Here is a 13,735-nt window from a genome sequence, read left to right on the forward strand (position 1 = left end):
GGATTATTCCTTATTAATGTTTATTGGGGGGAATAAGGGCATTGAGAATGGGTTCGACCCATTGCTGCTTTTTGAAATCGTAGAGAATGAAATCACCGGAAAACTGCCAGTAGGCGAAGGCAAAGCCGTGGGCTTCGGTGTAGTTGCCCTTTCCTCCGGCCTGCCAATAGGGATCGTAGCCGATGATATTGACGCCCCGGCCCATCTGGGCGACCTGGGCCTCAGGGGCAAGGGGTTGAAAAGGCGTTTCGGCGTTTGCCTGCGGGACCATCAGGCCAACACCCAAGGCCAGCGCCAGGCCCATGCCTGCCAGCTTCCTGAACACAATATCTCCTCCAACCAAAATCAATGATCTGGCATTTTATTTATGATTGTCGCCACATTAGCCGCAATTGACGGCAGATGGCAAGTCAGGCGGAGTGCGGGCGGATCAGGGCCAGCAGGCCGGCTTCGTCATCGAATTTGGCCGTGATCGGCAGGCAGGCGATGCGCGCACGCCAGGCGGGATCGAGCTTGATCCAGTCCTTCTGGGTGGTGATCAGGCGCGCATCGGCGGCGGCGGCTTTCGCAGCGAGTGTTTCCAGTTCGGCATCGCTCAGGGCGGCATGATCGGGAAAGCCTTCAAAGCCGGCGATATCGTAGCCTTCAGCGCGCAGTGTCGCTTCGAACTTCCACGGCTTGGCGATGCCGGCAAAGCCGTAGACCGGCGCGGGGATGGCCGGGGCATGGGCCTGCAGGCGGGCGATAAAGACCGGCTTCTCGCCCAGAAGCGCGACCAGTGCCGGATCGGGCTGAGCGTCGTCATCAGGCAGCCACAGGATGCAGAGATCGGCGCGAGCCAGGCCGGGGGCGAACGGTTCGCGCATCGGGCCATAGGGACAGATGCCGCCATCGCCGAAGGGCCAGGCGCCGTTACGCGTATCGCCATCGATCACCAGGACATGCAGGTCCTTGGCGATCTTCAGGTTCTGGTGGGCATCGTCGACGATCACCCTTTTGGGCTTCGGCGCCTTGCGGCGTTTTTCGATCAGACGCAGGCCGGCGGCGCGGTCGCGGGCGATGACAAAGAGATGATCTTGCGCCAGCATCAGGGGTTCATCACCGACCTCGGCGGCCGTATGTTTATTCGGGTCGACAGCGATTGGGCCAGCAAGCGTGCCGCCATGGCCGCGCGACAAACCCACCGCTTCCGGCGCCAGCAGATCGAGCAGGGCGGCGGCGATCGGCGTCTTGCCTGAGCCACCGAGCGTCAGGTTGCCGACGCTGATCACGAACAGGGATGAGCGATAAGGCCGGGCATTTGCGGCCTTCAGCGCATTGACCGCCCGCCATAGCAGCGACAGGGGCCACAGCAGCGGCCGCCACCAGGGCGCGCCGGCGGCGTTTTTCTTATACCACCAGTCTGGGGTCTTAATCGCCATCGTATTGTTTCGGGGTCTTTTTCGGCAGAAGGGGCTCCAGCGCCACCCACACGACATCGAGCGTATCGGCCTCCTTGCGGCTGACGGCCAGGGCCCTGTCATTGGCCGCCTTTACCGCCTCCGGGTGCTGGCGCAACTGGCTGAGCAGAAAGCCCAGCTCGGCCGTCCCCTTGACGCGGAAACCGGCATCGGCATCGAGCAGGTCGGCGTAGATGCCGGACCAGTTGCTGATATCCGGGCCGGTGATGACGCACTTGCCAAGCCGCGCCGCTTCGAGCGGATTATGCCCGCCGATATCTTCCAGGAAACTGCCGCCCATGATGGTGATGCCGGCGACCGAGAAGAACAGGCCGAGCTCGCCCAGGGTATCGGCGAGATAGACGTGGGTCTGGCTGGTGACGGCCTCGGTTTTTGAGCGTTGCGCCACCTTCAGGCCCATGGCTTCGAGATCGAGGCGGATTTCGCCGGCACGGATTGGATGGCGCGGCGCCAGGATCAGCAGGTCGCCGCCCCACAGCGCGGGCTCCAGCGCCTTGGCGATCAGGCTATCCTCGCCATAGTGGGTGCTGGCGGCAAAATAGACGAACTGTTTGCCGATCAGCTTTTTCAGTTCGCTCAATGCCTTGGCCTCGACCGGCGGGGCGGCGCCCAGCGTTTTCAGGTTGGCGCGCGGGCCGGGCGTGACGCCCATGGCCTTCAGGCGGTCCTCGCTGGCCTTGTCCTGTGCCATGATAAGGCTGTAGCCGGCCAGCAGGGAACGCATCGCGCCCTTGAAGCGCTGCCAGCCCTTGTAGGTCTTTTCGGTGATCCGGGCGCTGAGCAGGACATGCGGTATGCCGCGCCGGGTCAGTTCGCGCAACTGGGTGGGCCAGATATCGCTTTCGATGAAGACGGCGAGATCGGGCTGCCAATGATCGAGGAAGCTCTTGACCGCCTGCGGCGTATCGAGCGGCGCATACTGGTGGATGGCTCCCTTTGGCAGGCGTTTGGCCAGGATATCGGCGGAGGTGGTGGTGGCCGAAGTGATCAGCACGGTAAGGTCCGGACGCTCGATCGACAGGGCGGCGATCACCGGCAGGACCGACAAGCTCTCTCCGACGCTGACACCATGAAACCAGACAAGCGGGCCTGCCGGGCGCGCGAGGTCGGTCTGGCCCAGCTTTTCACGCCAGCGCAGGGCGTCTTCCTTGCCGCGCCTGACGCGGCGCTCCAGCAGGCCGGGCGCGATCAGGTGCGCTGTGCCCATCAATCGTTGATAGAGGGAGAGGCTTAGGCTCATGCCGCCCCCTGCGGCACCAGGCCCAGCAAGACATCGGCACGATCGGTCACGCCGGTCAGGGCCTGTTCGGCCTGAAGGCGGAGCGCTTCCAGTTGCCTGTCGTCCGTATCGGCCGGAATGGCAGGCAGCACGCCCCAGACCATGGCGCCGCGCGAAAAGGGCAGGGGAATGCGCATGCGGTCCCAGGTCTTGAATTCCATGTAGTGCTTAGTCGACTGGCCGAGGACGACCAGCGGCGCTCCGGACATCTGTGACAGCTTGAGCGAGCCCTCGGTCATGACGCGCGCCGGGCCGCGTGGCCCGTCCGGCGTCATGGCCACACAGCGGCCGCCGGTCTCGCGGTCGCCACGTATCCAGCGGATGAGTTCGCGGAAGGCCTGGGCGCCGCCCTTCTGCTTGGTCGGGTCGGACTTCTTGGCCGAGGAGCCGCGGATGGAATGATAGCCGAAGCGGGTATTGATCTTCATGCTGACCTCGCCACTTTTCGACATCGAGGCCAGGACGCAGACCGGCTGGCCGCGATCGCGTGGCCAGGAGGCATGGCCCAGATGCAGGCGGCCATGCCAGAACATCAGCACGACGGGGCCCTTGCCATCCCAGATGGCTTCAACCGGAGTCTGATCTTCTATAGTCCAGCGCGTTGTTTTGTAGCAGAACTTCAGATAACCGACGAGGGTATTGGCGATCAGATCCTGCATGAAGGGAGACTGGAGAATATCGCTCACGAGGCCACCTCCGCCACGGGGGCGCCGAACTGGGTGGCGGCCAGGCTGGCATAGAGGCCGCCGGCCCGGATCAGCTGGTCGTGTGTGCCGCGTTCGACGATTTCGCCCTGGTCGAGCACCAGGATCTGGTCGGCGTGGCGGATGGTGGAGAGCCGGTGGGCGATGATGAAGGTGGTCCGGCCGGCCATCAGGCGCTCCAGGGCCTCCTGCACCTTGATCTCGGACTGGGTGTCGAGCGCAGAGGTCGCTTCATCGAGCAACAGCATCGGGGCGTTTTTCAGGAAGGCGCGGGCGATGGCGATACGCTGTTTCTGTCCGCCGGAAAGACGCGAACCGGCCTCGCCGACACGGGTATCGTAGCCTTGCGGCAGCTCGCGGATAAAGTCATCGGCGGCGGCGTCCCTGGCGGCCTGTTCGATGTGTTCGACGGTGGCGCCGGCATTGCCGTAGGCAATATTGGCGCGGATGGTATCATCGAACAGGAAGGGATCCTGTGTCACCAGGGCGATGCGGCTGCGCAAACCGGCGATCGACAGGTCACGGTGGCTCAGGTCATCGAAACGGATGTCGCCGGCTGTCAGGTCATAGAAGCGCGGCAGCAGGTTGAGCAGTGTCGATTTGCCCGAGCCGGAAGGGCCGACCAGGGCGATGCTTTCGCCAGCCCGGACCACGAAGCTGACATCGCGCAGGACCGGTGCGTCCCCGTAGGCAAAGCCGGCATGGTCGAAGGTGATGGTTTTGAAATCGCGGCCCAACGGCTTTGCATTGGCGGCGTCGACGATTTCGGGTTCGATGTCCAGCGCTGTGAACAGACGACGAGCGGCGGTCAGGCCCTGGGTGAAAGTCCCTTGCAGCCCAGCCAGCTGGCGCAGGGCCTGACTGGCGGTGCCGAGCGCGGCGACATAGGCGAACAGACCCGCCACGGTTAGGTGTCCGGCATGCGCGCGCCAGCCGGCGAAGGCTAGCAGCCCGGCCAGCAGGAACGCGGTCAGCAATTCGGTGGCCGGCGCCGCCATCGAACGGGCATTGGCGCCCTTTATGAGAAAGCGCTGGCGGCGATTGATAACCTCACCCACGCGGGCTTCTTCCGCGGCTTCCTGGTTGGCGATCTTGACGATTTTGACGCCATCGAGGCTTTCCATGACGGCGGTGGAGAGCGAGGCGGTTTCCGCCATGGCGCCCTGCGCGGCCTTCCGGGTGGCCTTGAGATACTTGCCCATAACCGCACCGATGATCGGACCCGCCACCAGCACCAGCAAGGTCATCGACCAGTCGGTCCAGAACATGAAGGCCAGATTGCCGATCACAAGCAGCAGGGCCTGGACATATTGCACAACCCCGGTGGAAGCCGCGTCACGCACCTGATCGGCGTCATACAGCACGGACGACAGGTACTGGCCGGAATGCGCCTTCTGCAGATGACCGAGATCGGCGCGTACGAGACGCGAGAACAGCTGTTCTTGGATGCGGCCGACCAGTTGATTGCCGATGTGGTTGAGCGTGGTGGTTAGGCCGCGCTGGCCGGCGAAACGGAGCAGGCCGAAGATGAGGATGACCAGAGGCACGGACAGGAGCGGATGCGCGCGTATCCACGCCGGCAGGTGCAGCGTAATGCGGTCATCGGCGCTGCTGATATTGAACAGCAGGTTGATGGCGGGATTGAGCCAGCCCACCACAACGGTCGTTGTGACTGCCACGACGACGGCGCAAGCCAGGGCAAAGAACAGGCGCCCCTTCTGCGGTGCCAGATATTGCGACCACACGCGACCGATCAACGCAGAGGTGCGCATTTCGGTCGAGTAGGTGGCGGGTGTGTGCGTCATGCGTGGTCTGGAAATGGCTTTGTGAGCGATTATATAGGGTTATGCTCGAATTCTGAAAGCCTGTCGCCTGTTTATGTGTTAATGGGCGAGCGAATCCACAATCGAGGTGCCCTTGAAGCTGCTCCCAAAAAAATCGCACGTTAAGCCGTTTCCGACGGACACCAAATGGGGGCTTTTCACCACCTATCTGCATTATCTGTGGGCGGACCACGCCTATTTGCGAATCGGCTTCACCAATGCCCACTGGATCGGGCCGGACATGGTGCGCACAAACCAGCCGTGGCCGTTCCAGCTGGCCTGGTGGAAGAAGCAGGGCATCAAAACGGTTATCAATCTTCGGGGTGGCAAGGGCTCTTTCTATTATCTCGAAAAGCACGCCTGCGAAAAGCTGGGCCTCCAGCTTGAGGATTTCGGCCTGACGTCGCGCAGTCTGCCGACCGCCGCAGAGTTCCGCGAGGCGAAGGCGCTGTTCGACCGTATCGAATATCCGGCGCTGTTGCATTGCAAGTCTGGCGCCGACCGTGCGGGGATGATGAGTGTGCTTTACCGCCATTTCCACCTCGGCCACTCGATCCGCGATTCAGCCAAGGAACTCGGTCTGCGTACCCTGCATATGAAAGCCGGACATACCGGCGTGCTCGACTATGTGTTCGAGGTTTACTTGCGCGATATCGAGCCGCAGGGCATCAGCTTCTGGGACTGGACGCAAGGGCCGGACTACGATCCGGACAAGCTGAAAGCCAGTTTCAAGGCCAGCTGGTGGGGCACCCTGCTGACCGACAAGCTATTGAAACGGGAATAGAAAAAGCCGCCGGATCATCCCGGCGGCTTTTTAGGTGTTTAGTGGCTGTGATCGTCGCTCGACGGATCGATCAGCTTGTGGGCGTGGATCACGAAGTAACGCATCAGGGCATTATCGACAGTGGATTGCGCCTTCGAGCGCCAGGCCAGGACGGCTTCGGCGTTGTTGGCATAGGCGCCAACGAACTCGATCTTCTTCAGATCCTTGAAGGTGGTGCTTGTGAGGTCGGTCAGTTCGCCGCCGATGACGAGATGGAGGAGTTGCTTGTCGCTCATTGTCTTACTCTTACACGTTGATATCAAAGGGTTTCCAGGTGAGCGCACCTTCGAATGATTTCATCGAAAAGCGGCGCGCCCGCGCAGATCAGGCTGGGTTTGAGGCTGTCTATAGCATTGAATCCATAAGGATTGCCTAAATGGTCCGAGACCACCGCGCCGGCTTCCTGGGCAATCAGGGTGGCGGCGGCCACGTCCCAGTCGCGTTTCGGCGTCAGGGCCAGGGTGAAATCGGCCTTGCCGGCAGCGACGCAGACCATGCGGTAGGCAACGGACGGACGGGAGTGAACGCTGAGGCGTGGCCAGGGCAGGGGCCAGATATCCTTGCCGAACAGGCGGGCATCGCCCAGCACCTCGGCGTCTTCCAGGGTGTCGCGCTGGCTGGCGTGAATCGGTTGGCCATTCAGCCAGGCGCCTTCACCGTAAGCGGCCGAATACAGTTCGCCGGAATCGGGGGCATAGACCACGGCTGCGACCGGCTGATTGGCCTCGATGACCGCCAGGGCGATGGTCCAGTAGGGGCTGCCCTTGGACAGGCCCATGGTGCCGTCGATCGGATCGAGCACGAAGGTGCGTAAGGAAGTCAGGCGCTCAGTATTGTCGGCTTCTTCCTCGCTCTGCCAGCCATAATCCGGGCGGGCGGCCAGCAGAGCTTCCTTGAGCCATAGATTGACCTCGGTATCTGCATTGGTAACGATGGAGCCGTCCGATTTGTAACGGGTGATCAGGCCATTCGCCTTTAGATGCTGGGCGAGCGCGCCGGCGCGACGAACCTTGTCGGTAATGAGCTCAAGGTCGGTCGCGTGATCGTCGCGCATTATTTGCCCCCGACGCTCAGGGCTTCGACGAGCAGGCTCGGTGTATCGAGTGTGCCCTTGATTTCCAGGTCGCTGGCGGGGACGAGGCGGCTGTAGATGTCGATCAGGTTGCCGGCCACGGTGATTTCATTGACCGGATAGGCGATGACGCCATTCTCGAACCAGAAGCCGGAAGCGCCGGCCGACCAGTCGCCGGTGTCGTTATTGACGCTGGGGCCGAACATCGAGGTGACGATTACGCCCTGGCCGACCGAGGCCATCAGGCTTTCCGGCGATTGGGTGCCGGCGCTCAGGGTGACATTATGCGTCGAGACGCCCGGCGCGCTGGTCAGGCTGCGCGAGGCGTGGCCGGTTGAGGCCATGCCCAACTGGCGGCCCGCGGCGCTGTTCAGCAGCCAGCCGCCCAGGACGCCATCCTTTATGAGATGGCGTTCGCTGACCGCCACGCCTTCATCGTCGAACAGGCAGGAGCCCAGGCCGCGCACACGCAGGGGGTTATCGATGATCTGGATGGACGAATCGAACAACCGCTGGCCGAGCCGGTCCTTCAGAAAGCTGGAACCGCGCGCCACCATGGTGCCGGAAATGGCGCCGATAAACTGGCTGATCAGCGACTTGGCGATGCGCTTGTCGAAGATGACGCTGGTCTTCTGCGTATCGATCTTGCGGGCACCCAGCGCCGCCAGAGCACGTTCGGCGGCGATTCGGCCGGTGTCTGAGGCGTCAGGCAGGTCAGAAGCGAAACGGACCGAGCGGCCTTCGCCATCGCGCTCCATATTGCCTTCGGCATCGGTGGCGATATAGCGGCCGGACTGGAAGAACAGGCTGGTGGTGTGGTTGCCGCGAAAGCCGCCGGAGGTCAGCATCGACCACTGATTCTGGACGTAGCCGGTGCTGGCGGCATCGCTTTGAAGCGCGTCACTGCCGAGCGACAGGCCGGCGGCCTCGATATCGAGCGCGCGCTGTTGCAGGCTTTCGGCGCTGAGATGCGTGCCGTCGAATAGCTGAAGATCGGTGACTGTGCCCGCATAGAGCAGGGCCGGGTCGGCCAGGCCGGCATAGGCGTCATCGGGCGCCAGCTGCGCCATGGCGATAGCGCGTTCGACCAGACGGTCCAGCGTACCTTGCGAAAATTCGGAAACGGAAACGACCGCCTGCTTGCGGCCGACAAAGACGCGCAGGCCAAGATCGCTGTTCTCGTCGCGCTCGACGGTTTCTACTGCCGCCTTGCGCACGCCGACCGACAGGGAGCGGCTTTCGGCAAAGACGGCCTCGCAGGCATCGGCGCCGGCTTTGCGGGCCGCCGTCAGCAGGTTTTCGAGGCGCTCGAACCGCGCATCGGGCGCGGCAGTCAGCGGGGCGTTTCGCGATTGCAACATGCTCAATTCTATAGGCCCGCCACGGATATGAAAGCAAGTCTCGTTTGTGACAATTTGACCCGAAAGGCGAGCGGAAAATATGCGCAAATTGCATCCGAATACCGCTGGGTTAGCGGTTTTTTTAGGTGTCGCTCTTACGGTGCCGGCGATCAGGCGCGTCCTGAGGGATTAGGGACCAGGACTGGCGTATGCTGAGTTGGATAAAATTGACCTACGCCAGCCTGTTGTCGCAGCGCAAAAAAGAGACTGCCCCTCTGGATCTGAGTGAGGCGGAGCAGGTGGCGGCGATGAAACCCATCGTCTCCAGCTATTGCCTGACCATCGGTTTCTACTACGCCTATGTGACTCTCAATCGCTTCTTCACGGAAACGGGGAACGCCCTGGTCGCTATGGCGACCCTGTCCGGACTGACGACAATCGCCAGCTTTTATCTCTATTGTGTCTACCTGAAATCGGCACGGCGCGTTTCAGAGCTCAATGTCGCTAGCCTGACGGTCAATATTCTCCTGTTCGCCAATCCGGTCACTTTTCAGGCCTTGCATTTCGATCCCAAGAGACTGGTCTATTTCGTTTTCCTGGCCTTGATCTTCTCCATGACCGGGATCAGCCTGCAGGTCGTTGTTCCCAGCGTTCTGGTGACCCTGCTGACCGTTGGCTATATGGCCATCAAGTTCAATGGCGGGGTGTCGATCGACAATGTCGGCATGATTATGCTGATGGTGCCGCTGGCGATCCTGCTGGCCACTGTGGTGCGCCAGACCCTGCTGCGGGCCGTGCAGGCGCGTGTCCGGGCGGAAAGCCTGCATGTCGAGGCCCAGGCCATGGCCGACAGCGACATGCTGACCGGCTTACCAAACCGCCGCAGTTTCTTCCGTCTGATCGAGGCGGCGATTGCCGGCCTGAAGGTGGGGCAAAAGGGCTTTCACCTGGCCCTGATCGATCTGGACGGCTTCAAGCCGATCAACGACATCTACGGCCACAGCGTCGGCGATGCCCTGCTGATCGAGGTCGGGCGGCGCCTGCGTGAGGTCTGCGGCGAGCGAGCCTTCGCGGCGCGCATGGGTGGGGACGAATTCGCCCTGATCTTTTATGGCGATGTGCCGCCGGCCGAGCTGGACAGCTTCGGTCAGCAGCTTTGCGACACTCTGCGCGACACCTACCTGCTGGGGGGCATCACCGCCAATATCTCCGCCAGCGTCGGCTTTGTCCGCTGCGCCAACGATCACCTGACGGCCTCGCAGTGGCTGGAACGCGCCGACTATGCCCTCTATTTCGCCAAGCAGAACCTGCGTGGCGCACCGGTCGTCTTTACCGAGAAGCACGAAACGGAGATGAGCGATTTCAGCCAGGTCGACCAGACCCTGCGCACCAGCGACCTGGAGGCCGAACTGTCGATCGTCTTTCAGCCGCAGGTCGATATCACCGAACATCGCACGGTCAGTTTCGAGGCCCTGGCGCGCTGGAACAGCGCCAAGCTGGGCAATGTCCGGCCGGATATTTTCATCAAGGCGGCCGAGCGCTCCGGCCTGATCACCCAGATCACCCTGCTGCTGCTGGAGAAGGCTCTGACCAAGGTGCGCACCTGGCCGGCCGATACCAAGGTGTCGTTCAACCTGTCAGCGCGTGATCTGCGTTCCGGCATTTCGATCACCAATATCTGCAAGGCCGTGCGCGACTCCGGCATCGATCCGCAGCGCATCGAATTTGAAATCACCGAAACTGCCATGCTGACTGACTTCGAGCAGGCGTGCGAGGCGCTGGTTCGGCTGAAGGCCATGGGGTGCCGCATCGCCATCGACGATTTCGGTTCCGGCTATTCCAGCTTCAGCTATATCCATCGGCTGCCGGTCGATAAAATCAAGATTGATCGCAGCTTCGTGGTGCAACTGCTCCAGCACAGTTCGGCGTTGAAAATTATAAAGACAATCATCGATTTGTGCCGAAATCTGAACCTGGAGTGCGTCATAGAAGGCGTCGAGACTGAGGCCGAGATGCACAAGCTGATGCAGGTACGCGCCCGCTATATTCAGGGCTATCTGTTCTCCAAACCTCTGCCGGCGGATCAGGTCCTGCCGTGGCTGGACAACGAGGTCAGGCAGGTGGGGGCAGCCGCGCAGACGGGACCGGGTCGCGCGACGGCTTAATAGCAAGTTCATTTCAGCAAATGGTTAAACTTCCGGTGGTAATCTTAACTGACCTAGCGCCTGCGGCGCTCGATCAGAAAGAGATTTAGTCGCTTGAAACCATCGAAGCAGTTGGAAATGTCGGCGGACAAGCGGTTGCGGCGCGTGACCTTTGCTTACCAGACGGCTTCTCTTGTAGTGGCCCTGTTCAGTCTTTTCTGGGCGGTGGTATTTGCCGCCAATCGGCAATGGGGGCTGGCGATTGCCGAACTCTTCCCGACCATCACCGGCGTGGTGGGCTTCGTCCTGGCACGGGCCGGCCGGCTCGATGCGGTGCTTGTCATTGCCGAGCTTGCCTTCTTCATATTCATCACCGGCTTTTGTCTGTGGTTCGATACGAATATGGCGGATGCGCCGCGTGTGACCCACCTTTTTTTCCTGACCCTCGCGGTCATGGGCTATCTCAACCATATGCGGCGCCGGTCGGTATTCCAGATGGCTATAACGGGTGCCAGCCTGATAGCCTTCGTGGTTTTTGCCAGTTGCAACCTTCAACTGCCGGGCGCCCAGCCTATTCCAGTCAGCATCCGCCAAATAGGGGTGTGGCTGAACGCTTCGTTGTCAACCGCCCTCTTGTGGGGCATGATTTGCGCGTTGCAACGCGAATTCGTCAATCCCAGCGCCGTCGCACGCGAACTGCCAGCCGCGATCCGCAATGGTCAGCTGCAACTATTCTACCAGCCGCAAACCGACCTCAACGGTGTGATCGTCGGCGCGGAGGCCCTGTTGCGCTGGAATCACCCGAAGCGGGGTTGGGTATCACCGGATATCTTCATTCCCGCAGCCGAGACAGCAGGCCTTATGCCAACCGTCGGCGGCTGGGTATTGAAGGCAGCCTGCGAGACACTGGCCGCATGGAAGGCGCAGCCCGCACTGTGCGACTTGACCCTGGCTATAAATGTCAGTCCCAGCCAGTTCAACCGCGATGGCTTCGCCGAACTGGTGCAGGAAACCGTGTCATTGTATGGCATCGATCCGACGAAGCTCAAACTGGAGCTGACCGAAAATGTGCTGATTGGCGGGATCGAGGCGGTGGCCGAGCGGATGAACATTCTGCGCACCATTGGCATCAGTTTCGCGCTTGACGATTTCGGTACCGGTTATTCCTCGCTCAGTTATCTGCGGCGCCTGCCCGTATACCAGCTCAAGATCGACCGCAGTTTCGTTCAGGGAGCGGTTGAAAGCCCGCAAGGCGCTGCGCTGGTTCGCAACATCATCCGTATGGGACGGGACCTCGATTTTATTGTGCTGGCCGAAGGGGTGGAAACGGCCGCCCAGCACCTGTTCCTGCGCGATGGCGGCTGTCACCAGTTCCAGGGTTATTATTTCGGGCGCCCCGTGCCGATTGGCACTTTTCAGCTTCAGGTCGTGTCAGCCGAGCTTGTCACGACGCCTCACACTCTGCAGGCCCGCATTACGGCAGCGTTTTAAGATCCTTTGTTCCAGATATCTTTTCCTGAACCGGGCAGGCCCATCTCGGCCCACTTTTCCGACACGCGATCAATGATGGACTGTTCCATATAGAGTTTCTCACCCCATTCGCGATGGGTTTCCGGCGCCCATTTGTTGGTGGCGTCGAGCCCGATCTTGGAGCCGAGGCCGCTTTCAGGGGAGGCGAAGTCGAGGTAGTCGATCGGTGTATTCTCCACGACCGTGATATCGCGGGCCGGGTCCATGCGCGTGGAGAGCGCCCACATGACGTCCTTCCAGTCGCGGGCATTGATGTCGTCATCGACCACGATGATCCACTTGGTGTACATGAACTGGCGCAGGTACGACCAGGCCCCCATCATCACGCGCTTGGCGTGACCGGGATAGGCCTTCTTCATGCTGATGACGGCGATGCGGTAGGAGCAGCCTTCCGGCGGTAGCCAGAAATCGACGATCTCCGGGAATTGCTGGCGGATCAGCGGGATAAAGACCTCATTCAAGGCTTCGCCCAGAACGGACGGCTCGTCGGGTGGACGGCCCGTGAAGGTCGAGAGATAGATCGGCTTTTTCCGCATGGTGATGGCGGAAATCTCGAAGATCGGGAATTTTTCGACCGAATTGTAATAGCCGGTGTGGTCGCCATAAGGGCCTTCGTCGGCGTACTCGTCGAGCAGGACATGGCCTTCCAGCACGATCTCGGCATGGGCCGGCACCAGCAGGGGGACGGTCTTTGCCGGCACAAGCTCGGCCTTCTGGCCGCGCAGCAGGCCGGCGAACTGGTATTCCGACAGGGTATCCGGAACGGGTGTGACGGCGGCCAGGATCAGGCCCGGATCGGCGCCGAGCACGGCGGCGGCGGGCAGGGGCTCTCTCTTGCCTTCCGCCTTCCAGCGGCGGTGGTGCTGTGCGCCGCCGCGATGGGCCAGCCAGCGCATGATGGTGCGGTTCTTGCCCATCACCTGCATACGGTAAATGCCGAGATTGTAGTCGTCCTCGCGCTTTTCCGAAGGTCCTTTGGTGACGATCAGCGGCCAGGTGATCAGCGGGGCGGGTTCGCCGGGCCAACAGCCCTGGATCGGCAGTCTGGTTAAATCGATATCTTCACCGGTCAGTACAACCTCCTGAACCGGTGCGGTTTTTACTGTCTTCGGTCGCATGGAAAGCACGGTCTGCATCAGCGGCAGCATGCCGACGGCATCCTTCAGACCGCGCGGCGGCTCCGGCTGGCGCAGGAAGGCCAGCAGTTCGCCGACCTCGCGCAGTTCGGCGCCGGTGGTGCGCTCGCGGCCTTCGAGCGTGACCCCCATGGCGACCCGCTTGACCGTGCCGAACAGATTGACCAGGACCGGCATGGGCGAGGGCGTGCCGTCTTCCAGTGTGACGTTCTCGAACAGCACGGCCGGGCCTTTTTCGGCCAGCAGGCGGGTCTGGATTTCGGTCATTTCGAGATGTGTGGAGACGGGCGTTTTCACGCGCACCAGTTCGCCATCGGCTTCCAGTTTATCGATAAAATCACGCAGGGATTTATAAGCCGCCATGTCACACCTCAATTTACTTGCCGACATAGGCCGGAACGTGGCGAATGGCAATGGCGGCGCA

The 13,735-nt window shown here is 61.5% G+C and carries 12 protein-coding genes; 3 read left to right on the forward strand and 9 right to left on the reverse strand.

The window, feature by feature from the left end; translation table 11 throughout:
• Positions 1-13 precede the first annotated feature (13 nt).
• The 5 genes from QM647_RS10375 to QM647_RS10395 form a co-directional block, all read right to left on the reverse strand.
• Positions 14-325 carry a hypothetical protein gene (locus tag QM647_RS10375; RefSeq protein WP_414995439.1) on the reverse strand — a complete coding sequence of 104 codons (312 nt, stop codon included), beginning with the start codon at positions 323-325 and terminating at the stop codon, positions 14-16.
• Positions 326-410: 85 nt separating this feature from the next.
• On the reverse strand, positions 411-1,421 hold the full coding sequence (lpxK, locus tag QM647_RS10380) for a tetraacyldisaccharide 4'-kinase (protein ID WP_414995440.1): 1,011 nt from the start codon (positions 1,419-1,421) through the stop codon (positions 411-413).
• Positions 1,411-2,700 (reverse strand): 3-deoxy-D-manno-octulosonic acid transferase, encoded by a 1,290-nt coding sequence (locus tag QM647_RS10385; protein ID WP_414995441.1) that lies wholly within the window; start codon positions 2,698-2,700, stop codon positions 1,411-1,413. Before QM647_RS10385 ends, lpxK begins: the two co-directional genes overlap by 11 nt.
• Positions 2,697-3,425 carry a lysophospholipid acyltransferase family protein gene (locus QM647_RS10390; RefSeq protein ID WP_414995442.1) on the reverse strand — a complete coding sequence of 243 codons (729 nt, stop codon included), beginning with the start codon at positions 3,423-3,425 and terminating at the stop codon, positions 2,697-2,699. Before QM647_RS10390 ends, QM647_RS10385 begins: the two co-directional genes overlap by 4 nt.
• Complete coding sequence (locus QM647_RS10395; protein WP_414995443.1) at positions 3,422-5,248, reverse strand: ABC transporter ATP-binding protein; 1,827 nt, start codon at positions 5,246-5,248, stop codon at positions 3,422-3,424. The genes QM647_RS10390 and QM647_RS10395 overlap by 4 nt, the downstream gene beginning before the upstream one ends.
• Before the next feature lie 112 nt (positions 5,249-5,360).
• Here QM647_RS10395 and QM647_RS10400 point away from each other — a divergent pair, with 112 nt between their 5' ends.
• A complete protein-coding gene (locus tag QM647_RS10400; protein ID WP_414995444.1) occupies positions 5,361-6,050 on the forward strand; it encodes a fused DSP-PTPase phosphatase/NAD kinase-like protein in 690 nt (229 codons plus the stop codon).
• Positions 6,051-6,088: 38 nt separating this feature from the next.
• On the opposite strand, the gene QM647_RS10405 is transcribed toward QM647_RS10400, so the two are convergent.
• From QM647_RS10405 to QM647_RS10415, 3 genes are read right to left on the reverse strand one after another with little or no spacing between them, the layout of a single operon-like run.
• Positions 6,089-6,325, reverse strand: a complete 237-nt coding sequence (locus tag QM647_RS10405) for a DUF4170 domain-containing protein (protein ID WP_414995445.1) — start codon at positions 6,323-6,325, stop codon at positions 6,089-6,091.
• A gap of 23 nt (positions 6,326-6,348) precedes the next feature.
• A complete protein-coding gene (locus tag QM647_RS10410) occupies positions 6,349-7,143 on the reverse strand; it encodes an inositol monophosphatase family protein (RefSeq protein WP_414995446.1) in 795 nt (264 codons plus the stop codon).
• Positions 7,143-8,522: a TldD/PmbA family protein gene (locus QM647_RS10415; RefSeq protein WP_414995447.1), complete on the reverse strand. Its 1,380-nt coding sequence runs from the start codon at positions 8,520-8,522 to the stop codon at positions 7,143-7,145. The genes QM647_RS10410 and QM647_RS10415 overlap by 1 nt, the downstream gene beginning before the upstream one ends.
• A gap of 188 nt (positions 8,523-8,710) precedes the next feature.
• On the opposite strand from QM647_RS10415, the gene QM647_RS10420 reads away from it, so the two are divergent.
• Both QM647_RS10420 and QM647_RS10425 read left to right on the forward strand, forming a co-directional pair.
• On the forward strand, positions 8,711-10,666 hold the full coding sequence (locus QM647_RS10420) for a putative bifunctional diguanylate cyclase/phosphodiesterase (protein ID WP_414995448.1): 1,956 nt from the start codon (positions 8,711-8,713) through the stop codon (positions 10,664-10,666).
• 93 nt (positions 10,667-10,759) lie between these two features.
• Positions 10,760-12,136, forward strand: a complete 1,377-nt coding sequence (locus QM647_RS10425) for a putative bifunctional diguanylate cyclase/phosphodiesterase (RefSeq protein WP_414995449.1) — start codon at positions 10,760-10,762, stop codon at positions 12,134-12,136.
• On the opposite strand, the gene QM647_RS10430 is transcribed toward QM647_RS10425, so the two are convergent.
• Positions 12,133-13,674: a UbiD family decarboxylase gene (locus tag QM647_RS10430; protein ID WP_414995450.1), complete on the reverse strand. Its 1,542-nt coding sequence runs from the start codon at positions 13,672-13,674 to the stop codon at positions 12,133-12,135. The genes QM647_RS10425 and QM647_RS10430 overlap by 4 nt on opposite strands.
• Positions 13,675-13,735 lie beyond the last annotated feature (61 nt).

The organism is Asticcacaulis sp. (genome assembly GCF_047605585.1).
Taxonomy (GTDB): Bacteria; Pseudomonadota; Alphaproteobacteria; order Caulobacterales; family Caulobacteraceae; genus Asticcacaulis.